Source organism: Cryobacterium tepidiphilum, assembly GCF_003716325.1.
In the GTDB taxonomy this organism is placed as follows: domain Bacteria; phylum Actinomycetota; class Actinomycetes; order Actinomycetales; family Microbacteriaceae; genus Cryobacterium; species Cryobacterium tepidiphilum.
Genome location: NZ_RDSR01000004.1, coordinates 25,323 through 48,243, shown reverse-complemented (window position 1 = coordinate 48,243; position 22,921 = coordinate 25,323). Strand labels below are relative to the sequence as shown.

At 70.2% G+C, this 22,921-nt stretch carries 22 protein-coding genes; 11 read left to right on the top strand and 11 right to left on the bottom strand.

Annotated elements, in window-relative coordinates:
* Positions 1 to 65 precede the first annotated feature (65 nt).
* Positions 66 to 1,772: a maltose alpha-D-glucosyltransferase gene (gene treS, locus EEJ31_RS03540; RefSeq protein ID WP_123044918.1), complete on the bottom strand. Its 1,707-nt coding sequence runs from the start codon at positions 1,770 to 1,772 to the stop codon at positions 66 to 68.
* A 120-nt stretch (positions 1,773 to 1,892) separates the two neighbouring features.
* Here treS and EEJ31_RS03535 point away from each other — a divergent pair, with 120 nt between their 5' ends.
* Entirely contained in the window at positions 1,893 to 2,789 is an 897-nt protein-coding gene (locus EEJ31_RS03535) for an alpha/beta fold hydrolase (protein ID WP_123044917.1), read from the top strand.
* The gene (locus EEJ31_RS03530) at positions 2,786 to 3,868 is read left to right on the top strand and encodes a glycosyltransferase family 4 protein (protein WP_123044916.1); all 1,083 of its coding nucleotides are present in this window, start codon (positions 2,786 to 2,788) and stop codon (positions 3,866 to 3,868) included. The genes EEJ31_RS03535 and EEJ31_RS03530 overlap by 4 nt, the downstream gene beginning before the upstream one ends.
* Here EEJ31_RS03530 and EEJ31_RS03525 read toward each other — a convergent pair.
* From EEJ31_RS03525 to EEJ31_RS03515, 3 genes are all read right to left on the bottom strand, one after another.
* Positions 3,849 to 4,049 carry a DUF2188 domain-containing protein gene (locus tag EEJ31_RS03525; RefSeq protein ID WP_123044915.1) on the bottom strand — a complete coding sequence of 67 codons (201 nt, stop codon included), beginning with the start codon at positions 4,047 to 4,049 and terminating at the stop codon, positions 3,849 to 3,851. The genes EEJ31_RS03530 and EEJ31_RS03525 overlap by 20 nt on opposite strands.
* A gap of 66 nt (positions 4,050 to 4,115) precedes the next feature.
* Positions 4,116 to 4,871 carry a DUF4232 domain-containing protein gene (locus tag EEJ31_RS03520; protein ID WP_123044914.1) on the bottom strand — a complete coding sequence of 252 codons (756 nt, stop codon included), beginning with the start codon at positions 4,869 to 4,871 and terminating at the stop codon, positions 4,116 to 4,118.
* A 95-nt stretch (positions 4,872 to 4,966) separates the two neighbouring features.
* On the bottom strand, positions 4,967 to 5,710 hold the full coding sequence (locus EEJ31_RS03515) for a MarR family winged helix-turn-helix transcriptional regulator (protein ID WP_233563710.1): 744 nt from the start codon (positions 5,708 to 5,710) through the stop codon (positions 4,967 to 4,969).
* A 56-nt stretch (positions 5,711 to 5,766) separates the two neighbouring features.
* On the opposite strand from EEJ31_RS03515, the gene EEJ31_RS03510 reads away from it, so the two are divergent.
* Genes EEJ31_RS03510 through EEJ31_RS03500 form a run of 3 tightly spaced genes read left to right on the top strand, consistent with a single transcriptional unit; the run spans position 5,767 to position 8,464 of the window.
* The gene (locus tag EEJ31_RS03510) at positions 5,767 to 6,678 is read left to right on the top strand and encodes an alkaline phosphatase family protein (protein WP_123044913.1); all 912 of its coding nucleotides are present in this window, start codon (positions 5,767 to 5,769) and stop codon (positions 6,676 to 6,678) included.
* Between the two features lie 32 nt (positions 6,679 to 6,710).
* Complete coding sequence (locus tag EEJ31_RS03505; RefSeq protein WP_123044912.1) at positions 6,711 to 7,454, top strand: dienelactone hydrolase family protein; 744 nt, start codon at positions 6,711 to 6,713, stop codon at positions 7,452 to 7,454.
* 32 nt (positions 7,455 to 7,486) lie between these two features.
* Positions 7,487 to 8,464 carry a diacylglycerol/lipid kinase family protein gene (locus EEJ31_RS03500; RefSeq protein WP_123044911.1) on the top strand — a complete coding sequence of 326 codons (978 nt, stop codon included), beginning with the start codon at positions 7,487 to 7,489 and terminating at the stop codon, positions 8,462 to 8,464.
* Between the two features lie 12 nt (positions 8,465 to 8,476).
* On the opposite strand, the gene EEJ31_RS03495 is transcribed toward EEJ31_RS03500, so the two are convergent.
* Positions 8,477 to 9,070 carry a histidine phosphatase family protein gene (locus EEJ31_RS03495; protein ID WP_123044910.1) on the bottom strand — a complete coding sequence of 198 codons (594 nt, stop codon included), beginning with the start codon at positions 9,068 to 9,070 and terminating at the stop codon, positions 8,477 to 8,479.
* Positions 9,067 to 9,924, bottom strand: a complete 858-nt coding sequence (locus EEJ31_RS03490; RefSeq protein WP_123044909.1) for an NAD-dependent protein deacetylase — start codon at positions 9,922 to 9,924, stop codon at positions 9,067 to 9,069. Before EEJ31_RS03490 ends, EEJ31_RS03495 begins: the two co-directional genes overlap by 4 nt.
* 107 nt (positions 9,925 to 10,031) lie before the next feature.
* Here EEJ31_RS03490 and EEJ31_RS03485 point away from each other — a divergent pair, with 107 nt between their 5' ends.
* From EEJ31_RS03485 to EEJ31_RS03475, 3 genes are read left to right on the top strand one after another with little or no spacing between them, the layout of a single operon-like run.
* Complete coding sequence (locus tag EEJ31_RS03485) at positions 10,032 to 10,835, top strand: TrmH family RNA methyltransferase (RefSeq protein WP_123044908.1); 804 nt, start codon at positions 10,032 to 10,034, stop codon at positions 10,833 to 10,835.
* Between the two features lie 52 nt (positions 10,836 to 10,887).
* The gene (locus tag EEJ31_RS03480) at positions 10,888 to 12,108 is read left to right on the top strand and encodes a D-alanyl-D-alanine carboxypeptidase family protein (protein ID WP_123044907.1); all 1,221 of its coding nucleotides are present in this window, start codon (positions 10,888 to 10,890) and stop codon (positions 12,106 to 12,108) included.
* Positions 12,109 to 12,126: 18 nt separating this feature from the next.
* Positions 12,127 to 13,236 (top strand): glutathione S-transferase family protein, encoded by a 1,110-nt coding sequence (locus EEJ31_RS03475; RefSeq protein ID WP_123044906.1) that lies wholly within the window; start codon positions 12,127 to 12,129, stop codon positions 13,234 to 13,236.
* Positions 13,237 to 13,263: 27 nt separating this feature from the next.
* Here EEJ31_RS03475 and EEJ31_RS03470 read toward each other — a convergent pair whose 3' ends face one another.
* Positions 13,264 to 14,040 (bottom strand): SGNH/GDSL hydrolase family protein, encoded by a 777-nt coding sequence (locus EEJ31_RS03470; RefSeq protein ID WP_123044905.1) that lies wholly within the window; start codon positions 14,038 to 14,040, stop codon positions 13,264 to 13,266.
* A 62-nt stretch (positions 14,041 to 14,102) separates the two neighbouring features.
* Here EEJ31_RS03470 and EEJ31_RS03465 point away from each other — a divergent pair, with 62 nt between their 5' ends.
* Together EEJ31_RS03465 and EEJ31_RS03460 are read left to right on the top strand one after the other, a co-directional pair.
* A complete protein-coding gene (locus EEJ31_RS03465) occupies positions 14,103 to 15,911 on the top strand; it encodes a DEAD/DEAH box helicase (RefSeq protein ID WP_123044904.1) in 1,809 nt (602 codons plus the stop codon).
* Between the two features lie 36 nt (positions 15,912 to 15,947).
* On the top strand, positions 15,948 to 16,427 hold the full coding sequence (locus EEJ31_RS03460) for an Lrp/AsnC family transcriptional regulator (RefSeq protein WP_123044903.1): 480 nt from the start codon (positions 15,948 to 15,950) through the stop codon (positions 16,425 to 16,427).
* Positions 16,428 to 16,562: 135 nt separating this feature from the next.
* Here EEJ31_RS03460 and EEJ31_RS03455 read toward each other — a convergent pair whose 3' ends face one another.
* Entirely contained in the window at positions 16,563 to 17,000 is a 438-nt protein-coding gene (locus EEJ31_RS03455) for a VOC family protein (RefSeq protein ID WP_123044902.1), read from the bottom strand.
* 36 nt (positions 17,001 to 17,036) lie between these two features.
* Between EEJ31_RS03455 and EEJ31_RS03450 the strand changes: the two genes are divergently transcribed.
* A complete protein-coding gene (locus tag EEJ31_RS03450; RefSeq protein ID WP_199727260.1) occupies positions 17,037 to 17,897 on the top strand; it encodes a DUF72 domain-containing protein in 861 nt (286 codons plus the stop codon).
* A gap of 80 nt (positions 17,898 to 17,977) precedes the next feature.
* On the opposite strand, the gene EEJ31_RS03445 is transcribed toward EEJ31_RS03450, so the two are convergent.
* The 3 genes from EEJ31_RS03445 to EEJ31_RS03435 all read right to left on the bottom strand — a co-directional run bounded on the left by EEJ31_RS03445 (position 17,978) and on the right by EEJ31_RS03435 (position 22,907).
* On the bottom strand, positions 17,978 to 18,181 hold the full coding sequence (locus tag EEJ31_RS03445) for a cold-shock protein (RefSeq protein ID WP_123044901.1): 204 nt from the start codon (positions 18,179 to 18,181) through the stop codon (positions 17,978 to 17,980).
* 363 nt (positions 18,182 to 18,544) lie between these two features.
* Positions 18,545 to 19,387: a DUF3097 domain-containing protein gene (locus EEJ31_RS03440; protein WP_123044900.1), complete on the bottom strand. Its 843-nt coding sequence runs from the start codon at positions 19,385 to 19,387 to the stop codon at positions 18,545 to 18,547.
* Between the two features lie 139 nt (positions 19,388 to 19,526).
* Positions 19,527 to 22,907, bottom strand: coding sequence for an error-prone DNA polymerase (locus EEJ31_RS03435; protein ID WP_123044899.1), 3,381 nt, complete (start codon positions 22,905 to 22,907; stop codon positions 19,527 to 19,529).
* Between the last annotated feature and the right edge of the window lie 14 nt (positions 22,908 to 22,921).

Sequence of the window (22,921 nt, the reverse complement as noted above, 5' to 3'; positions counted from 1 at the left end):
AGCCCGAGCCTAGGGGCGGCCACCGACAGTGTCGGACTGCCACGCGCGTGGAGCGGTCGAAGCGATCAGGCGCAGTGCAGCCAGTAGAAGCTCTGCGCCCCGAGCGAGAGCGTGAGCTTGCCCTGGTCGTCGAAGCTCGGGAACTGCGCGCCGCCGAAGAGGTCGTACAGCCGCGTGCCCGCGAGCTCCTCGTCGTCGATCGTGAACGCCACCGGGTTGTGCGAGAAGCTGAACACGCACAGGATCGTCTCGGGCTGGTCGGCGCCGAACTGCGACCCGGTGCTGCCGCCGGCGTACTCGCGCACGAACGCGAGCACCGACTCGTGGTTCGTCGACAGCACCCGCATCGACCCGAGGCCGAACGTCGGGTGCGCCTTGCGCACGTGGATGACGTTGCGCACCCAGTGCAGGAGCGACCCGGACTGCGCGAGCTGCGACTCCACGTTCGTCTGCGCATAGTTGTAGACGAGAGACTGCACCACCGGCAGGTACAGCTTGCCGGGGTCGGCGGTGGAGAACCCGGCGTTCCGGTCGGGGGTCCACTGCATGGGCGTGCGGGAGCTGTCCCGGTCGGGGAGCCAGATGTTGTCGCCCATGCCGATCTCGTCGCCGTAGTACAGGAACGGCGAACCGGCCAGGGCGAACAGCAGGGCGTGGGCGAGCTCGAGCTCGGCACGTGAGTTGTCGAGCAGCGGCGCCAGGCGCCGGCGGATGCCGATGTTCGCGCGCATCCGCGGGTCGTACGCGTACCAGCCGTACATGGCCTGCCGGTACTCCTCGCTCACCATCTCCAGGGTCAGCTCGTCGTGGTTGCGCAGGAACACGCCCCAGCCGGCGCCCTCCGGGATGTCGGTGGTCTCCGAGAGGATGCGTTTCAGCTCGTCGGACTGCTGGGACCGCAGCGAGTAGAAGATGCGGGGCATCACGGGGAAGTCGAACGCCATGTGGCACTCGGGTTCCTCCTCGGTGCCGAAGAACGCCGCGACCTCACGGGGCCACTGGTTGGCCTCGGCGATCATCACCCGGCCCGGATAGTCGCGGTCGACCATGGTGCGCAGCTTCTTGATGAACTCGTGGGTGGGGGGTTCGCCCTCGCCGTTGCCCTCCTCCGACTCGTAGAGGTAGGGGATGGCGTCGAGGCGGAACCCGTCGACGCCGAGGTCGAGCCAGAACCGCACGATGTCGAACATGGCCTCGTGCACGGCCGGGTTCTCGAAGTTGAGGTCGGGCTGGTGCGAGAAGAACCGGTGCCAGAAGAACTGCCGGCGCACCGGGTCGAACGCCCAGTTCGACTCCTCCGTGTCGACGAAGATGATGCGCATGTTCTGGTACTTCTCGTCGGTGTCGCTCCACACGTAGAAGTCGCCGTACGGGCCCTCCGGGTCCTCCCTGGACTGCTGGAACCATTCGTGCTGGTCGGAGGTGTGGTTCACCGGCAGGTCGACGACGATGCGCATGTTGCGCTCGTGCGCCTTCGTCACCAGCTCGCGGAACTCGTCGAGGGTGCCGAACTCGGGGAGGATCGACCGGAAGTCGGACACGTCGTATCCGCCGTCGCGGAGCGGCGACTTGTAGAACGGCGGGATCCACAGCGCATCGACGCCCAGCCATTGCAGGTAGTCGAGCTTCGAGATCAGCCCGGAGAGGTCTCCGGACCCGTCGGCATTGCTGTCGACGAACGAGCGGACCATCACCTCATAGAAGACGGCGCGGCGATACCACCGCGGGTCCAGGGTGAGACCGGGAAGCTGAATGGGTGCAGTAAAGCTCACGGCGTTCCTTCCGAGCCCGACCAGGGCGTCTCTTCTGTCTGAACACTACGACGAGTCGCCGCCCGCGGGTAGGGCAGCGCCGGAGACTTCTCGGCTGCCGGGGCCCCTAAACTGGTTGCGATGTCCCTTCCCCTGCCCGGCAATGAGCGGCTCGCCCGCGTCACGGGGCGTGCCCGCAGCGTGCAGCTTGCCACGGGCAGCACGCGCTACTGGGAGTACGGCGTCGCCGACGCCCGGGTCACGGTGATCATGGTCCACGGCTTCCGCGGCGACCACCACGGCCTCGAGCCAATCGTGGCGCACCTGGGCGGTGTGCGCATCGTTTCCCCCGACCTCCCCGGTTTCGGCGAATCCGAGCCGCTGTCCGGCCGTCCGCACGACATCGACGGATACGCCGCCTGGCTCGCCGAGTTCAGCGCGGCTGTGCGCGGCGCGGGCCGCTTCGTCATCCTGGGCCACTCCTTCGGCTCCATCGTCGTGTCAGCGGCGCTGGCGCACGGTCTCGGGGCCGACGACGTGGTGCTGGTCAACCCGATCGCCGCCCCCGCCCTGTCCGGGCCACGCGGCATCCTCACCCGTCTCGCCGTCTTCTACTACTGGGCCGGCGCCCGCCTGCCGGAGCGTGCCGGGTTCGGCTTGCTGCGCAACCGGGCCGTCGTGCGGATCATGAGCATCGCCATGGCCAAGACCCGCGACCCGGACCTCCGCCGGTTCATCCACGATCAGCACGACCGGTACTTCTCCGCGTTCGCCGACCGCCGCGTGGTGCTGGAGGCGTTCCGCGCCTCGGTCGGGAGCGACGTGAGCGAGTTCGCCGCCCGTATCCCGCAGCCCACCCTGCTCGTCGCATCGGACCGTGACGACATCACGCCGCTTCCCGCGCAGGAGCGGCTGGCGACGCTGTTCCCGAATGCCGCCCTTCGGGTGATCCCGGACGTCGGTCATCTCATCCACTACGAGGCGCCCGCCGCCGCCGCGCAGTTCGTACAGGAGTTCCTGGAGGCCGAGAACGCATGAGGATCGTCTTCGACTGCCGATACACGCGCTTCGACCGGCACGACGGCATCAGCCGCTACACGTCGAGCCTCGTGACCGAGCTGGCGAAGCTGCACCCGGTCATCATGTTGATCAGCGACCACCGCCAGCTGGCCCTGCTGCCCGACCTGCCGTGGGAACTCGTCAACGCGCCCACCAGCATCCGTGAACCGTTCGTCGCCCTGCGGGTGAACAAACTGCGCCCCGACGTGGTGTACAGCCCCATGCAGACCATGGGGTCCTTCGGCCGCCGGTACAGGCTCGTGCTCACCGTGCACGATCTCATCTACTACCGTCACCGCACGCCGCCTGGCAACCTGCCCGCCGGTATCCGCCTGCTCTGGCGGCTGTACCACCTGTCATGGTTGCCACAGCGGATGCTGCTGAACCGCGCCGACGCCGTCGTGGCGGTCTCCGAGACCACCAAGGCGCTCATCGCCGAGCACGAGCTCACGGTGGCGCCCGTCACCGTGGTCTACAACGCGGCGGATGAGGCGTTGCGGGAGCAGCCGTTGCCCGCCGGTCCTCGGACCGGGGCGCCGAAGCGACTGGTGTACATGGGCTCGTTCATGGCGTACAAGAACGTCGACACGCTGGTGCGGGCGACCGCGGAGCTGCCCGACCACGAATTGCACCTGATGAGCCGTGTGGACGACGCCGAGCGCGAGCGTCTCACGAGGCTCGCTCCGCAGGCGCACCTGGTCTTCCACAACGGCGCGAGCGACGCGGAGTACGTGGCGACCCTGCGGTCGGCGGTGGCGCTCGTAAGCGCCTCGTTCGACGAGGGGTTCGGCATTCCGCTCGTGGAGGCGATGAGCCTGGGCGTACCGGTGATCGTGAGCGACATCCCCATCTTCCGGGAGATCGGCGCGGACGCCGCGCTCTACGTGGACCCGCGCCGCCCCGACCGTGTCGCCGACGCCGTGCGCCGGCTGGAGGAGCCGGGGGAGTGGGAGCGGCGCTCACAGCGCGCCCGAGCCGTGTCGGAACGGTTCCGCTGGGACCGCTCGGCCCGCGCCCTGCTCGACGTGCTGCTCGGGGTCATACGCCCGGGTCGGTGATGTCCCCGGTCGGTGTCGCCTCGATCACGGTGTGCGTGGTGCCGAGCTCAGCGGCGAGGGCGCTGCCCGCCTCGATCGCCTCCGCGCGACTGGAGTAGCTTCGGGACCGCTCGGGTTCCCCGATCACCCGGTTCACCCACTGGCCGTCCTTGTCCATCGTCTCGACATCGCCGTCTGCCATGGCGTGGCCCCTTTCCTTGTGGATCTCTGGCCACCCTAGGACGCCGCGCCGGCTGCGGCAATGGCGTCAGGAGGTGGGCGCTATGACGGGGGAGACCGTGACCGTGCTGGTGTCGTCCGCGCAGGTGTCCACACGGTACGGCAGGAAGGTCGCGTCCTGCAGGCCCGGCGCGCGCACGCGCAGTCCGGTCGCCGTCGCCATCTCGCAGCCGTATGCGCCGGCCTGCGTGAAGTGCAGGCGTGCGGTGGCCGTTCCGCCGGGAGACAGCACGAGCGCCGGGGACGAGGCGCCGGACCGCGTGGCCGGCGGCCCGATCGTCCCGCCCGCATCGTCGACGAACGCGACGGCAGGGTAGCCGCGGAGCGTGCACTCCACGTCGGAGTAGTTCAGGAACACGATGTCGGCGAAGAAGCTCCCGGCGCCGCTGTCGTGCGGGCGGTGCAGCAGCGAGACGTCGAGCACGTCGAAGCGGCAGGGCGCTCCGGCGCCGAGATCGCCCGACGCAGGGTACCCGGGCTGCGGCCACACGTATCCGTCGGCCCCGGACACCGCGCGACCTCCGTCGCCGCTGCCGTTCGACGGCGTGGGGCGCTCGCCCGAATCCGCGGATGCGGAGGGCCCGGGCGCCGGGGTGGCCGGCAGGGACGGCGTTGGCTCGGCCGTCACCGCGGGGGAGGAGCCCGAGGGCTCGGGTGCCGGTGGGCCCGTGCCGGACACGCCGGTGCCGGCCGGCGCACAGCCGGCCAGCATCCCGGCGAGGAGCACCATCGCGCTCCCACTCACGATCAGCGGCCTCCTGGTGAAGCTCCCTCGCGTTCCCATGCGGCAAGGTTAGCGTCCCCGGCGGCGGGCGGTGCGACCGATCTGCGCGGGTTGAACGCCGCTCCGCGGGTGGTGTGCAACCCGCGCAGCGGCGTTCAACCCGCGTGATTCGTTTCGGCGGCCGGGACGAGCGGGGCTGAGGAGCGGTCGCCCGCGGCGGCAGCCACGTCGGCGGGCGCCTCGTCGACGTGGCCGGCGTTCTCCAGGGCGGGAAGTGCCGCGGTCAGCCGGTCGAGGTCGTCCTGGCTGCAGTCGGCCAGCAGCTCCCGCAGCAGGGCCGCGCGCTCCTGGCGGGCCCGCAGCACCGCGTCCGCGCCCGCCTCGGACGCACTGATGTAGAACGCACGACCGTCGACGGGGTCGGGTGTGCGTTCCACGAATCCCTTCGCCTCGAGATTGGCGATCAGCCGGGTCACGCTCGGGGCGCTGACCGATTCGAGACGAGCCAGGTCGCCCGGGCGAAGCGGCCCGAGCCGCACGATGCTCGAAAGCGCCGAGAGCTGCCCGTAACTCAGTTCCGGGTTGCTCGGCCGGATGCGGCGATTGATGCGTCCGATCGCGACGGCCAGTCGTGTGGCGACAGCCGACCGGTCGTCCTCATCCGCAGCTGAGAGCTGTTGCCCCATCACACCCGACTTTCGTCCATCATCCGTTTGGTCGAGGACAATTCTCCCGTATGCGGGTGCTTCGTGCCACGACTCGGTCACCGATACGACGGGCGCCGCCACGACGGGCGCCGACATGACGGTCACCGACATGACGGGCGCCGCCGCGACGACGAGGAGCAGCCCGCGCCGAAGGGCCCGGAGCTGAGCCGGAGAAGAATTGATCGTCGCCATCAACATACGAGCGTGGTGAGTGGCCCGTCGACGCAGACCGCCATTAGCATCAGCAGATGAGCAGCAGCCGCCGACTTCTCGGCACCATCGGCCTCGTATGCATCGGCCTCGCCCTCGCGGGCTGCACGCCCGCGGGCCCGCAGAAGCAGGGCAGCATCGACCACGTCGTCATCATCGTCGAGGAGAACAAGCCGGCCACCCGCATCCTGGGCAACGCGGACGCCCCGTTCATCAACAAGCTCGCCGACGAGGGGGCGCTGGCAACGAACTACTCGGCCATCACCAACCCGAGCCTCCCGAACTACATCGCCCTCACCAGCGGCACCACCGCCGGCATCACCACGGACTGCGTGTCGTCGAAATGCGCCGCGAAGGTGCCGTCGATCGCACGGCGGATCGAACAGGCGGGACGCACCTGGAAGCTGTACGCCGAGGGCATGCCGGCGCCGTGCACCGACCATGACGCCGACCCGTACGCGGTGCGGCACAACCCGTTCCTGTACTACCCCGAGGTGACCGACAGCGAAAAGTACTGCAGGGCCCACGACGTTCCGTTCAGCCGCCTGGCGCACGACCTGAAGCAGGAGTCGACGTTTCCCGACTACGCGTTCATCACCCCCGACCTCTGCAACGACATGCACGACTGCCCGATCACGACCGGCGACGACTGGCTGGCCGCTGAGGTTCCACGGATCCTCGCGTCGCCCGCGTTCACCACCCAGAACTCGCTGCTGGTCGTCACCTGGGACGAGGGTGAGAAGCGCGACAACCGGGTCACGACGATCTTCGCCGGGCCCGCCGCCAAGGCCTCATACTCCACCGACACCGCGTTCACCCACTATTCGCTGCTGCACACCATCGAGAGCGACTGGGGCATCCCGCCGCTGACGACGAACGACAAGAAGGCGCCTGTGATGGACGAGATGCTGAAGAAGAGCATGACCGAGAGTCCCACGCCGACCCCCTGAACGCCGTGGTGCCCCGGTGTTAGCCTGACGCCATGGGCCAGATGATCGACCTGCCAGGCGGCGCCGTCTCCGCGTACCTCTGCGAGCCAACCGGGCCGGCCCGGGGCGGGGTGGTCCTCATCCACGAGATCTGGGGACTCGTCGACCACATCACGGATGTCGCGGACCGGCTGGCTGCGGAGGGCTACATCACGATCGCCCCCGACCTCCTCGGCCCGGTCGGCATCCCGGCGGAGCTCGGCACCGAGCTCCAGTCGATCATGTTCAACCCCGACCCCGCCGTGCGGAGCGCCGGCCAGCCCCTGCTGCGAGAGCGCATGGCCCCGATCCATGCCCCCGACTTCGCGCGCTTCGCCCTCGACGCGCTGCACGCCTGCGTCGACCACCTCGCCGCGCGGCCGGAGGTGGCGGAGCGCATCGCCGTCACCGGCTTCTGCTTCGGCGGCAGCTACAGTTTCGCCCTCGCGGCGGCAGACCCGCGCATCGTCGCGGCCGCACCGTTCTACGGCAGCCCGCCGGCGCTTGACGCGGTGGGCGACATCACGGCATCCGTCTACGCCTTCTACGGGGGGACCGACGAGAGGCTCATGCGGAGCCTGCCCGAGGTGACGGCGGCCATGACGGACGCCGGCGTCGACCTCACGGCGCAGGTGTACCCGGGTGCCGGGCATGCGTTCTTCAACGACACCAACCCCCAGACGTACGACCCGGCGGCGGCGGCGGACGCGTGGGCGCGGCTGCTCGCGTTCCTCGAGTGGTCGCTCGCCGACGCCTGACGCGAGCGAGCACACCGCGCTAGGTTGAGGTCATGACCGAGCCCCGCAAACCAGCTCCCGCAACCCGGTTCGCGGCCGTCGTCTACAACCCCACCAAGGTCGACCGCGAGACCCTCGAGCCGGTCGTGGCCACGGAGCAGGCCGAGGCCGGCTGGGGCGAGACGCAGTGGTACGAGACCACCGCCGAGGACCCCGGGCAGGGCGCGACCACCCAGGCCGTCGATGCCGGGGCGAGCATGGTCATCGTCGCCGGCGGCGACGGCACGGTGCGCGCGGTGGCCGAGCAGCTCCAGGGCAGCGGCCTGCCGCTGGCCCTCGTCCCGTCGGGAACGGGGAACCTCCTCGCCCGCAACATGGACCTCACCCTCGACGACCTCGGGCACTCCATCCACACGGCGTTCTCCGGCCAGGACCGCGCGATCGACCTGGGCATGATCGACCTCCGCCACGGCGACGGCACGAAGAGCCGGCACGCCTACCTCGTGATGGCCGGGCTGGGCCTCGACGCCAAGATGCTCGCCAACACCGACGAGGAGCTCAAGAAGAAGTTCGGCTGGATCGCCTACGTGGGCGCCATCGTGAAAGCGCTGCGCGACAAGAACCGGCTGCGGATGCGGATGAAACTCGACGACGGACGCGTGCGGTCCGTGTGGGCGCACACCATCATCGTCGGCAACTGCGGCTCCCTGCAGGCGAACGTGCTGCTGCTGCCCGACGCGGCCGTCGACGACGGGCTGCTCGACATTATCGTGCTGCGTCCGGAAGGGTTCGTCGGCTGGGTGCAGATCGTGATCAAGATCGTCTGGGAGAACGGCGTACTGCGCCGCTCCCGGCTGGGCCGGAAGATGATGATGGGCGAGGTGCGCGCGCTGAACTACTCGCGCGGCCGGTCGCTGACGGTGTCGCTCCGCCGCGAGGAGGCCGTCGAACTCGACGGCGACGGCTTCGGCGACTGCGTCGCGCTCACGACCTGGGTCGTGCCCGGCGCTCTCACCGTGCGCGTGCCCTGACCGGCGTGCGCGTCAGCGCTTGACCATCTCGTCGACGTTCCGGAACGTGGACTCGAACTTCGTCAGGACGAGGCGGCCGCCCTGCCACTCGAAGTCGTGCACCGAGCCGTTGGCGATGAGCTCATCGTGACGGGGCCGTTCGCCGTTGGTGCTGTGCCGGATGAGCGTGCCGATCACGCCCCCGTGCGTCACGACCAGCAGGGAACGGCCGTCGTTCTCGCTCGCGAGCTCCCCGAGGGCCGGCAGCACCCGGTCGAGCACCTCGCGGCGGGTTTCGAGACCCGGAACCGGCACGCCGTCGGGAAAGCGCGCCTGGCGCTCGGCGAACGTCAGACCCTCGATCGCACCGTGGCGCCGCTCCGTGAAGCCCTCGAGCACCCGGGGCGCCGGCAGCCCGAGCTCCCCGGCGATGATGCGGGCCGTCTCCTCCGCGCGAGCGAGCGGGCTCGCCACTACCCCGTGCCACACCCGGTCCCGCAGCCGCGCGCCGGTCTCGGCCGCCTCGGCGCGTCCGGTCGAATTCAGGGGGATGTCCGTGCTGCCCTGGATCCGCTGTTCCCGGTTCCAGTCGGTCTGGCCGTGCCGCACAATCGAAAAACGAGTCATCCGCCTGCCATTTCTTTGCTGTCGGTCCTCGAACCGGAGAGCCTGGCGGCGAGCGCAGCCAGCGTCTCCGACGTTCCGGCGTCCAGTTTAACCAGAGCCCGCGCGTCGCCCTTGGTGAGGCCGCGATTCACGACGGCGATCGGCGCACCGCCGCGCCTGGCCAGTTCCACCAGGCGGATGCCGGAATTGACCGCGAGGGAGGAGCCCGCCACCAGGAGCGCGTCAGCACCCGCCACGAGGGAAGCGGCGGCGGCGAAGCGCCGCACCGGCACGAGCTCCCCGAAGAAGACCACGTCGGGCTTCAGCATGCCCCCGCAGACTGTGCAGACCGGGATGGTGAACGCGCCGACGTCGGACACCTCCGCGTCGCCGTCGGGCGCGATCGTCACCGCCTCGGCCAGGCCGGGGTTCTCTTGTTCCAGCCGGGCGGCAACGCTCTCCCGGGCGTAGGCCTGTCCGCAGCGGAGGCACACCACCTTGTCCATCGAACCGTGCAGTTCCACGACCCGACGGGAGCCGGCACGCGTGTGCAGCCCGTCGACGTTCTGGGTGATGACGCCGTTGATGACGCCGGATGCCTCCAGCTCGGCGAGCGCCCGGTGGCCGGCGTTCGGCTGCGCCGACCGGAACCGCCGCCACCCGAGGTGGCTGCCGGCCCAGTACCGCTTCCGCGCCCGCTCGTCGGCCAGGAACGTCTGGAACGTCATCGGGGTGCGCCGCGGCGCGCCCTCGCCGCGATAGTCGGGGATTCCCGAGTCCGTGCTCACCCCGGCCCCGGTGAGCACCGCCACCGTCTTGCCCCGCAGCAGCTGCGCGAGGCGGTCCACCGCCGCATCCGTTGTGCTCGTTCTCATTCACACCTCTCCCGTGACCCTACGCCACCACCTGCAACGCGCAGGCGGGCCGCTTTGTTTCCGTAAAATGGCACGCTGGGACACGCGTCCTAAGGAAAGGCGACCCCGTGCAGATCATCCCCGTTTCCGACCTCGGCCTGCCGGGGCTGGCCGACTTCGCGAAGCTGACCGACGTGGCCCTGCGGCGGGTGCTCGAGCCCGAGGGGGGCCTGTACATCGCCGAGTCGCCCAAGGTGATCCGGCGGGCCCTCGCCGCCGGCCACCGTCCGCGGTCGGTGCTGTTGCAGGAGCAATGGCTCGCCGACCTGGCACCGGCACTCGAGGACTACCCCGATCTCCCCGTGTACGTCGCCGAGCCGGCGCTTCTCGAGCAGCTCACCGGGTTCAACCTGCACCGCGGGGCCCTGGCCGCCATGCACCGCCCGGCGCTCGCACCGGTGCCGGAGCTCATCGGCGACGCCCGGCGCATCGTGATCCTCGAGGACATCGTCGACCACACCAACGTCGGCGCGATCTTCCGCTCGGTCGCGGGCCTCGGCGCCGACGCCGTGCTGGTCACGCCGCGCTGCGCCGACCCGCTCTACCGCCGCAGCGTGCGGGTCAGCATGGGCACCGTGCTGCAGGTGCCGTGGACACGCCTTCCCGAGTGGGGCGAGGCGGCGCCGATGCTGCACGCTGCCGGCTTTCACATCGCCGCGCTGGCACTCGCCGACCACGCGGTGTCGCTCGACGCGTTCGCGGCCGATGCGCCCGAGCGCGTCGCCCTGGTGCTCGGCGCGGAGGGGGACGGGCTCAGTCGGGCCGCCCTCGGCCACGCCGACACGGTTGTCACGATCCCGATGCGGCACGGGGTGGATTCGCTGAACGTCGCCTCGGCCAGCGCCGTCGCGCTGTACGCGCTCCGCACCTGACCGCGCCCGCCCTCCCGGCATCAGCACAGGGGGCCGCCGATAGAATCGACCAATGCCGTTGTCCCGTCGCCAGGTCTACCGTCGACGCCGCCTGACCGTCTTCGGGGCGCTCGCCCTGGTCCTGGCCGCCCTCATCTACACGGTCACCGCCGCGACAGCGCCGGTCTCCGCCGTCGCCGCAACACTGGCGAAGCCCGCCACCCTCGCAGCCCCCGCCGTGCAGCCGGACTGGCCGGACTACGGCGCGGGCGCGATCGGCGCGGTCGGTTTCCCCGGCGTGCTGGAGACCCACGGTGACCAGTCACCGGTTCCGATCGCGAGCATCACCAAGATGGTCACGGCCCTGCTGATCCTGCAGGCGAAGCCGCTCTCGGGTGACGAGCAGGGGCCGGACATCACCTTCACCGATGCGGACGTCGACATCTACTACGACGAGCTCGCCGAGAACGGTTCGGTCGCCCCCGTCGTGCCCGGCATGGTGCTGACCGAACGCCAGGCCCTCACCGGCATGCTGCTTCCCTCCGCGAACAACTACGCCGTGACCCTGGTCAACTGGGCCTACGGATCGGTGGACGCCTACCTCCCCATCGCCAAGGACTGGCTGAAGGCGCATGGCCTCGACGGCACGACGGTCGCGGACACGAGCGGGCTGTCCCCGTCCAGCCGGAGCACGCCCGCCGACCTCGTCGACCTGGCCAAGCTCGTGATGGCCAATCCGGTCCTCGCATCCATTGTCGCCCTGCCCACCGCGACCCTGCCAACGGTCGGCGCGCTCACCAACACCAACCACCTGCTGGGCACGCACGGGGTCACCGGCATCAAGACCGGCACCACCGATGAAGCAGGCGCGTGCCTGCTCTTCGCGGCCCAGGTGCCCGTCGGCGACACCACCGTCACGCTCGTCGGCGTGCTCCTCGGCGGCGACACGCATCCCGAGCTCGACGACGACATCGGCGCCCTCATCGACAGCGTGCAACCGGGGTTCCAGCAGTTGGGCCTCGCCACGAAGGGGGAGTCCTTCGGCCGATACACGACCGAATGGGGCGAGTCGGCGACCCTGGTCGCGGCGACGGATGCCTCGGTGCTGGTCTGGTCGGACACGCCGGTGACCTCTGCGGTCACCGCCCGCCCCGTGACCGAGGGCGACGCGGGGGATGAGGTGGGCTCCGTGGAGTTCACCGGAGGGGCGAAGGCGGTGAGCGTTCCGCTGGTGCTCGCGGACGACGTGGCCGGCCCCAGCCTCGGCTGGCGGCTCACACACCCCGGGCGCTGACGGGGTTAGCGTGGAGGGATGAGCCAGACCGACACCACGCAACCGGGCCGCTATGTGACCGGCGGCCAGGAATACACCCGGGACACGAACTACATCGACGACCGCATCACCGCCGACGCGCAGGGCGACCACGACGCCGACGGACGGGTGCTGCCCGACAGCGAACGCGCCCGCGATGCGGATGGACGCCTGCTGTGGCCGGTCGAGGCGGGCCGCTACCGCCTCGTTGCCGCACGCGCCTGCCCGTGGGCGAACCGCACGGTGATCTCCCGGCGCCTGCTCGGCCTCGAGGACGCCATCTCGCTGGGCCTGCCCGGCCCCACCCACGACGCCCGCAGCTGGACCTTCGACCTCGACCCCGGGGGAGTGGACCCGGTGCTCGGGATCGACCGCCTGCAGCAGGCGTTCTTCGCCCGCTACCCCGACTACCCGCGCGGCATCACGGTGCCCGCGATCGTCGACGTGCCGAGCGGGCAGGTCGTCACGAACAACTTCCCGCAGATCACCCTCGATTTCATGACCGAGTGGACCGCGTTCCACCGCGACGGCGCCCCCGACCTCTACCCGGAGCGGCTCCGCGATGAGATCGACGAGGTGAACGCGGTCGTCTTCCGCGACGTCAACAACGGCGTCTACCGCGCGGGGTTCGCGGGGACGCAGGGCGCGTACGACCGCGCGTACGACCGCCTCTTCGCCCGGCTCGATTGGCTCGAGGAACGCCTGGCGACCCAGCGCTACCTGGTGGGGGAGAGCATCAGCGAGGCGGACATCCGCTTGTTCACGACCCTCGCCCGCTTCGACGCCGTCTACAACGGCCACTTCAAGTGCAACCGCAACAAGCTCACCGAGATGCCGGTGCTCTGGGCATACGCGCGTGACCTGTTCCAGACGCCCGGCTTCGGCGACACGATCGACTTCGCGCAGATCAAGAAGCATTACTACATCGTGCAGAGCGACATCAATCCGACCGGCATCGTGCCGAAGGGGCCCGATGAGAGCGGATGGCTGCTGCCGCACCACCGCGAGGAGCTCGGCGGCCGCCCGTTCGGGGACGGCACCCCGCCGGCGCCGCCACGCCCCGGTGAAGAGGTGCCCTGGCCGGGCTCGGCGGTCGGCCACACCGGCTGAGCGGCGTCAGCGAGGCGCGGGCCCGCCTCAGCGGTACGGCGCGGCGTGCGGCCGCTTCGGCGACACGTGGTCGCCGGAGGACTGGTGGCGGATGCGCCGCAGCACCCACGGCACCAGGTACTCCCGCGCCCAGACGAGGTCCTCGCTTCTGGCCTTGCGCCACGTGACCCCGGGCATCGGCTCGGGGCGCCGCGGCTCGAGGTCGTTCGGCACGTTCAGCGCGTCGAGGACCATGCGCGCCACCGTATGGTGGCCGAGCGGGTTGAGGTGCAGCCGGTCCGCCGACCACATCAGGGTCGTCTGCACCTCCCGCAGCGCCCAGAGGTCGGCGACGATGCAGTCGTACTTCTCGGCGATGGCGCGCAGGTTCTCGTTGTAGATCGCCACCTTGCCACGGATGCCGCGGAAGACGGGCGTGAAGGCCACGTCGACGCCGGTGAAGATCACGATCGTGGCGCCCGTGCTGCCGAGGCGCTCGATGGCCGACTCGAACAGCGCGCCGATCGCATCCGGGTCGGTGCCGGGCCGGATGACATCGTTGCCGCCGGCCGAGATGGTGATGAGGTCGGGGTGCAGCTCGATCGCGGCGTCCACCTGCTGGTCGACGATCTGGGCGATGAGCTTGCCGCGCACGGCGAGGTTGGCGTAGGCGAAGTCGTCGCTGCCCTGGCTCAGAACCTCCGCGACCCGGTCGGCCCAACCCCGGTGGCCGCCCGGACTGTCCGGCTCGGGATCCCCGATCCCCTCGGTGAAGGAGTCACCGAGCGCCACATACCTCGACCACGGATGCTGCTGGTTCGTCATTGTTTCATTCTGCACCTCTGCCGCGAGTGAGCAGGAGCGAGCGCTTGGTAGACTGGGGCCACGTGACTACCTCGCCTGCCTCCGGTCCCCATCCGGGCACCAGCGCAGCCGAGCACCTTCCCCCCGGGTTCCCGGAGCGCGCCGCCTGGGGCACCGCTCAGAAGCTGCGCGCCTGGCAGGCCGAGGCCCTCGAGGCCTACTTCGTGCACGAGCCGCGCGACTTCCTCGCCGCCGCCACGCCGGGCGCCGGCAAGACGACGTTCGCCCTGCGGTTGGCCGCTGAGCTGCGCGCGCGCCGCATCATCGACCGGGTCACCGTGGTGGCACCGACCGAACACCTCAAGAAGCAGTGGGCGGATGCTGCCGCGCGCGCCGGCATCCGTTTGGACCCGTCGTTCAGAAACAGTCATGGCCGCTACGGCAGCCACTTCCAGGGCATCGCGGTCACCTACGCGCAGGTCGCCGCGCGGGCCGCGCTGCACCGCGAGCTCACCCAATCGGCGCGCACCCTCGTGATCCTCGATGAGGTGCACCACGGTGGCGATGCGCTCAGCTGGGGCGACGCCATCCGTGAGGCGTTCGAGCCGGCGACGAAGCGCCTCTCGCTCACCGGAACCCCGTTCCGCTCCGACACGGCGCCCATCCCGTTCGTGAGTTACCTGCCCGACCGGGAGGGCATCCGCGTCTCGCAGACCGACTACAACTACGGCTATGGGCGCGCGCTCGAAGACGGCGTCGTGCGGCCGGTCATGTTCATGGTCTACGCCGGGCAGATGCGCTGGCGCACCCGGGCCGGCGACGAGATGGAGGCCAAGCTCGGCGAGGGAAACACCAAGGACATCACCTCCCAGGCGTGGCGCACGGCGCTGGAGCCGACGGGGGAGTGGATCCCGGCCGTGTTGCGGGCGGCGAACCAACGCCTGAGCGAGGTGCGCTCGGCGATCCCGGATGCCGGGGGCCTCGTGATCGCGACCGACCAGACGACCGCGCGCGCGTACGCCGACATCCTCCGGGAGATCTCGGGCCAACCGGTCACGGTCGTGCTCTCCGACGAGAAGGAGGCCAGCGACCGGATCGAGGAGTACTCGCAGGGCACCAGCCGGTGGATGGTGGCCGTGCGCATGGTGTCGGAAGGCGTCGACGTGCCGCGCCTCGCCGTCGGGGTGTACGCGACCAGCGCATCCACCCCGCTGTTCTTCGCGCAGGCGATCGGGCGCTTCGTGCGCGCCAGGCGCCGCGGCGAGACGGCGTCGATCTTCCTGCCGAACGTGCCCGGGCTGATGGCCCTCGCGAACGCCCTCGAGCTCGAGCGCGACCATGCCCTCGACCGCCGCAACCACGGTGACGACGAGACGGAGAACCCGGAAGACGCCATGGTGGCCGAGGCGAACCGCGAGGACAAGGCCTCGGAGGACCTCACCCAGGAGTTCACCTGGGAGGCCCTCGACTCGCAGGCGACGTTCGACAAGGTCGTCTTCGACGGCACCGAGTTCGGGCAGCTCGCCGAGCCGGGCACCGACGAGGAATTCGACTTCATCGGCATCCCGGGGCTGCTCGAGCCCGAGCAGGTGTCGGAGCTGCTGCGGCAGCGGCAGGCCCGGCAGGCCAAGCGTGCGTCGGACCGCCGCAAGAGCCAGCCGGCATCCGCTGACGCCCCGGAGGAACCCGTGGCGCTGTACCGCACGCTCAAGGAGCAACGCGCGCTGCTCAACAGCCTCGTCGGCATGTGGTCCAAGCTGTCGCAGGAGCCGCACGGCATGGTGCACGCCGAGCTGCGCCGGCTCTGCGGCGGCCCCGCGGTCGCGCAGGCGAGCGTCACCCAGCTGCAGAAGCGCATCGACCTGCTGCGCCGCCGGCTCGGTCGCAGCTGATGCGCCCCGCGTAAACTGCACGAGGACAGGAGAATCATGGACTCACACAAGTCGGACCTCGACCGCGTCGACCGGGCCCTGCTCCGCGCCCTCTCCGTGAACGCGCGGGCATCCGGTGCCGCACTGGCGTCGGAGATCGGTGTCGCCGAGTCCACCGTGTCGCTGCGGCTGCGTCGGCTGCAGCAGCTCGGGCACATCCGTGGATACCGGGCCAACATCGACCTCGCCGCCCTGGGCGCGTCGCTGCAGGCCCTCATCGCCGTGCGGCTGGTGAGGCACGCGCGCGAGCAGATCGACGACTTCCGCAACTCGGCGCCGCACTGGCCCGGCGTGATCGGCATGTTCCATGTCGCCGGGGCCGACGACTACCTCATCCACGTGGCCGCCGTCGACGCTTCCGATCTCCGCGACTTCGTTCTCGAGCACCTCACCGAGCATCCGGCGGTCGCACACACCGAGACGAACCTCATCTTCGAGTACGTCGACGGCGACGGCTGGCAGGACCTGGTCGGGTAGTCCGCGTCGCGAAGAGACCGCCCAGCGTGGGTTTGCGAAGCGGGCGCGTGTTCTGGCGCCTGCCCCCTTCCCAGACCCATGCCGCAGCAGTCAGGGCAACGGATGCCGCGACCGCTATTGACGGCCGGTCGGCCCTCAGTTCTTCTTCAGCTCCTCGGCGAGCATCACGAGGATGCCGCTGGGACCGCGGAGGTACGTGAGCTTGTAGATGTCCTCATAGGTCGCCACGCCACGCAGCGGGTAGCAGCCGTGCCGCGCGGCGATCTCGAGGGCTGTGTCGATGTCGTCGACGGAGAAGGCGACGCGGTGCATGCCGATCTCGTTGGGGCGGGTCGGCTCCGTGTCGATCGCGTCGGGGTGGATGTACTCGAAGAGCTCGAGGCGCCCGTGACCGTCCGGCGTCTGCAGCATCGCGATGTTCGCGTGGTTGCCGTCAAGGCCGACAGCGGTGTCGGTCCAGTCACCGCTGACCGTGTCACGGCCGACGACCCTCAGGCCGAGATCGGTGAAGAAGGAGATCGTCGCTTCGAGGTCACGAACGGCGATGCCGACATTCTCAAGTTTGATGGACATGGGTGTCATGCTACCGAGCCGGGTAGCGTGGGGAACGTGGGCTCTGCGGCACCTCGGGTGCGGATCGGCATTTCGGGGTGGCGGTATGCCCCGTGGCGCAAGGTCTTCTACCCGGCGGGTCTCCCGCAGCGGCGCGAGCTCGAGTTCGCTTCGCGGAAGTTCGACTCGGTGGAGCTGAACGGCTCCTTCTATTCGCTGCAGCGCCCGGAGAGCTACCAGCGCTGGCACGATGAGACGCCCGACGACTTCGTGTTCACGGTCAAGGGTCCCCGGTACATCACGCACATGCTGCGACTGCGCGATTCGCGCACCGCGCTGGCGAACTTCTTCGCATCCGGGGTGCTGGCGCTCGGGGACAAGCTCGGGCCGATCCTGTGGCAGCTGCCCGAGCGGCACGCCTTCGACGAGGAGCAGCTGGAACGGTTCTTCGCGCTGCTGCCACGCAGCACCACCGCGGCCGCCGACCTGGCGACCGAACACGACGCGAAGGTCGACGGGCGCACGCATCTGGTGGCCCGGGCGGAGCATCCGTTGCGCCATGCACTCGAGGTGCGCTCGGCCAGCTTCGTCGACGACCGGTTCTACGACGTGCTGCGCCGGCACGACATCGGGCTGGTCGTGGCGGACACCGCGAACCGCTGGCCGCTGCTCACCGAGGTCACGTCGGATTTCGTGTACGTGCGCCTGCACGGGGCGGAGGAGCTGTACGTGTCGGGGTATTCCGAGGAGCTGCTGGCGCAGTGGGCCGAGCGGATCGCCGGCTGGACCAGCGGCGAAACGTGCCCCGACGGTCTCGGCCGCGACGTGTACGTGTACTTCGACAACGACGCGAAGGTGCACGCGCCGTTCGACGCAATCGCCCTGCGTGCCCTGGTCGACGCCGCCACCGCTTCCTGAACGCCGCGAACACAGAAACGCCCCCGCCGAAGCGGGGGCGTTTCCTCTAGAACGTGTCTAGAAGCTGCGGGGCTCTGAGATTAGAGGCCGCGGATGTTCTCGGCCTGCGGACCCTTGGGGCCCTGCGTCACCTCGAACTCGACCTTCTGGTTCTCGTCGAGCGAGCGGTAGCCGCTCGAAGCGATCGCGGAGTAGTGCGCGAACACGTCGGCGCTTCCGTCGTCGGGAGCGATGAAGCCGAAGCCCTTTTCAGCGTTGAACCATTTCACGGTACCTGTTGCCATTGTTGAAACTCCTCCAGGAGTGTTAGATCGACCCCGACTGTCGGGGCCGTTCGTCGCGGTATTCGTCGTCCGCTTCCAAAAGGAATATGGCGCACAGACCGGGGTCAATGCGTTAAGACGTGCAATCACTACAACTTCCTTACAGACACTAGCTCACTTGCCTGTGTATCCGCCGCCCTCATTTGAGAAAAGTTTCAAACTGTTACTTTGCCGTCACCTGCCGGTGCCATCGGCATCCGTTGCTGGCAGGATGCCGCCGGCGTGTCGGCGTGCGTCTGTGGGCAGGCGGGCCTGCGACACACCTCCGCTCCTGCAAACGGCTCGGGGCGGGCAGGCAGGCGAGCAGGGAGCAGGCGGGCAGTGCTAGTGGCGGTCGACGGTGACGAAGTCGATCAGCTGCTCCACCCGGCCAAGCAGGTCGGGTTCCAGGTCGGCATAGGTGCGCACCTGGCCGAGGATGCGCTGCCACGCCCGCGCGATGTCGGCCTGGTCGTCATGGGGCCAGCCGAGCGCCTGGCAGATGCCGTGCTTCCACTCGATCGCCCGCGGCACCTTCGGCCACGCGGTGAGGCCCACCCGTGCGGGCTTCACCGCCTGCCAGATGTCGACGAACGGATGCCCAACCACGAGCACATTGCGCCCGTGCGGGCCGCGCGCCACGGCGTCGGCGATCCGGCTCTCCTTCGACCCGGTGACGAGGTGGTCGACGAGCACGCCGACCTTGCGGGTGGGGCCGGGCTGGAACTCGGCGAGAAGCTCCGCGAGGTTGTCGACACCCTCGATGTACTCGACGACGACGCCCTCGACGCGGAGGTCGGCGCCCCACACCTTCTCCACCAGCTCGGCGTCGTGCCGGCCCTCGACGAAGATGCGGCTGGCGCGGGCGACGCGGGCCGGCGCATCCGTCACCGCGAACGAGCCGGATGCCGTGCGTGCCCGGGTCTTCGTCGCGGCCATGGTGGGGTTCACGAGCACGACGGGCTGCCCATCGATGAGGAACCCGCCGCCCAGCGGGAACAGGCGCAGCTTGCCACGCCGGTCCTCGAGGGTGACGATGTTCTTCTCCACGCGGACCACCGCCCCGCAGAACCCGGTCGCCACGTCCTCGACCACGAGATCGCGGGTGGCCTCCTGGCGGGGAATGGCGATACGGCCGGCCTTCTGCCAGCCGGGGGCGAGCACGTCCTGCCCGTAGCGGTCATCCATCACCGTTCGAGGGTAACCGAGCCCATGGGTCGCGCCCGTGTGACCCTCCGCTGTGCGCCGAAACACGTGACGCGAAACGGGAGTTGTGGTCGTTATATAGCGACCACAAGTCCGGTGTCGCGGGGCTGAGCGCGGGAGGTCAGCGGAAGTCGCGGGAGGCGTGCGGCGCGCTGATCGGGAGCGGCTCGAATGCGTCGGCGACGAGGTTGGTGACGCCCTCCGGCGAGCGCTCCAGGATGCCGCGCACCACCAGGGCGGGCGCCTCCCGGGCGATGCGCCGGTACCGGTTCCACACCCCGACGCCCGCGATCACGTTGAGCGTGCCGGTCTCGTCCTCGAGGTTCAAGAAGGTGACGCCGCCGGCCGTCGACGGGCGCTGCCGGTGGGTGACCACGCCGCCCACGTGGATGCGGCGCCCGGTCTCGTGGCCGGCCAGCGTCTCGATGGGGAGCGCCCCGCGGGCGCGGAGGGCGTCGCGGGCGTGCCGGATCGGGTGGTCGTCGGGGGAGATGCCGGTGGCCCAGAGGTCGTACACCACCTGCTCGGCGGGGCTCAGCATCGGCAGCAGCGGCGGCTGCACGACCACCACCGAGCCCTTCAGGTAGTCGGCCCGCTCCTGGCTCGCCTCGCCGGCGCTCCACAGCGCCTCCCGGCGCTCCAGGCCGAGGCCGGCGAAGGCGCCGGCGGCCGCGAGCGCCTCGAGCTGCTCGGTGGTGAGCCCCACCCGGCGCGCGACATCCGCCATGGACCGGTAGGGGCCGTCCGCGGTGCGCTCGGCGACGATGCGCTCCGCCAGCGCCTCGCCGATGCCGCTGACCTCGGCAAGTCCGAGCCGCACGGCGAAGGCGCCGTCGCGGCGGTGCGCCTGTGTGTTCGGCGGCACCGAACGGTCGAACGGCGGCACGGCCGGCTGCTCCGGGTCGAGGCAGTCCGCCCGCCCGGTCGCGGCCGTGCTCCCCGCCAGCGGCTCCAGCCCGGCCTCGGAACCCGAGAGCAGGATGTCGGGCCGGCGCACCTCGACGCCGTGCCGCCTCGCATCCGCCACCAACGACTGCGGGGAGTAGAACCCCATCGGCTGCGCCCGCAGCAGCGCGGCCAGAAACGCCCCCGGGTAGTGCAGCTTCAGCCACGAGCTCGCGTAGACGAGCAGGGCGAAGCTGATCGAGTGGCTCTCGGCGAACCCGAAGTTGGCGAACGCCTCGATCTTCTCGTAGATGCTGTCGGCGACCTGGCCGGTGATGCCATTGCCCGCCATGCCCTCGTACAGCCGATTCTTCAGCACCTCGATCTTCTCCACCCCGCGCTTGGAGCCCATCGCCCGGCGCAGCAGGTCGGCGTCCTCCCCGGTGCAGCCGCCGATGGCCATCGCCATCTGCATGAGCTGCTCCTGAAAGAGCGGCACCCCGAGCGTGCGCTCCAGCACCGGTTCGAGTTTCGGATGCAGGTAGGTCACCTTCTCCGCGCCGGTGCGGCGGCGAATATACGGATGCACCGCCCCACCCTGGATGGGGCCCGGCCGGATCAGTGCGATCTCCACCACGAGGTCGTAGAACCGGCGCGGCTGCAGCCGGGGGAGCGTTCCCATCTGCGCGCGGCTCTCCACCTGGAACACGCCGATCGAGTCGGCGCGGCACAGCATGTCGTAGACGCCGGCCTCCTCCTTGGGGATCGTGTCGAGCGCCCAGTGCTCGCCGAGGTGCTCGCCGACGAGGTCGAAGGTGTACTGCAGGGCGGCGAGCATGCCGAGGCCCAGCAGGTCGAACTTCACCAGGCCCATCCAGGCGCAGTCGTCCTTGTCCCACTGCAGCACCGTGCGGTTCTCCTTGCGGGCATGCTCGATGGGGCACACCTCGCCCACCGGGCGGTCGGTGAGCACCATGCCGCCGGAGTGGATGCCGAGGTGCCGCGGGAATTTCAGCACCTTGTCGGCGAGGTCGATGACCGGCTGCGGGATGTCGTGGTCGGTCGGCGCCACCTGCCCGCCCCAGCGTTCGATCTGCTTCGACCAGGCATCCTGCTGCCCCGGGCTGTAGCCGAGGGCCTTGGCCATGTCGCGCACCGCGAACTTCGGCCGGTAACTGATGACGTTCGCCACCTGCGCCGCGTTCAGCCGCCCGTACTTCGCGTACACGTACTGGATCACCTCCTCCCGGCGGTCGGAGTCGAAGTCCACGTCGATGTCGGGTTCCTCCTCGCGCAGGCTGGAAAGGAACCGCTCGAACGGCAGCCGGTAGAAGATCGAGTCCACGGCGGTGATGTCGAGCAGGTAGCACACGGCCGAGTTCGCGGCCGAGCCCCGGCCCTGGCAGAGGATGCCGCGGCTGCGGGCGTACTGCACGATGTCGTAGACGATGAGGAAGTAGCCGGGGAAGTCCTTCGCCTCGATGACGGCCAGCTCGTTCTCGATGCGCCGGCGCACGTTGTCGTTGTACCCGGGGTACTTCCGCTCCGCGCCCTGCCAGGTGAGCGTGCGCAGCCAGCTCATCGGGGTGTGTCCCTCCGGCACCTCCTGCCGCGGGAGCTTCGGCCGGGCCCGCCGCAGCGGGAAGGCCAGCTCCTTCGCGAGGGGAACGGTCGCGGCCACGGCGCCGGGGAACCGGGCGAACCGCGCGGCCATCTCGGCGCCGCTCCGCAGGTGCGCCGACGGCGCCGCGGGCAGCCAGCCGTTCATCTCGTCGAGGCTCCGCCTGGCGCGCACCGCCGCCACGGCGTTCGCCAGCCGGTGCTCCTCCGGCCGGGCGTAGTGGGCGTTGGTGGTGGCGACCAGGGGCAGGCCGAGCTCGCCGGCGAGGCCGGCCAGAATGTCGTTGGTGCTGCTGTCGAGCGGATGCCCGTGGTCGAACAGCTCCACGTGCACGTTGTCGGCACCGAAGCGCTCGGCGAGGCGCATGAGCTCCCGGGCAGCGGCGTCGGGGCCGCCCGAGGCGAGGGCCTGGCGCACGGTGCCCTTGCGGCATCCGCTGAGGATCACCCAGCGCTCACCGGCCTGCTCGGCCAGCTCGTCGAGGTCGTAGACGGGGCGGCCCTTCTCGCCTCCGCCCAGCTGCCCGTGGGTGAGCGCGGACGCCAGCCTGTGATAGCCCTCCTGCCCGCGCGCGAGCACCAGAAGGTGGGTGCCCTCGGGGTCAGCGACGCCGTTCTGCGGGGCGCCGAGGCCCAGCGAGAGCTCGGCGCCGAACACCGTCGCTACGCCCGGAAAGCCCTCCGCGGTCTCGGCCAGGCGCACCGCCCCGTAGAGGCCGTCGTGGTCGGTCAGGGCGAGGGCGGACAGGCCGAGCCGGGACGCCTCCGTCAGGAGCTGTTCGGGCGAGCTGGCGCCGTCGAGGAAGCTGAAGTTGGAGTGCGCGTGCAACTCGGCGTACGGCACGGCCGGGGCGCCCGAACCCACCGGCAGCGGGTCGGCCGGCGCCACGGAGGCGCGCGCCGACGGCTGCGCCGGCTTCGCGGGCGCGCCGGGGCGCGGGTCGGAGAGCTTGCGCTCCAGTTCCGACCAGGAGACCGGCGGGTTAGTCCAACCCATCGCTCGTCCCTTCC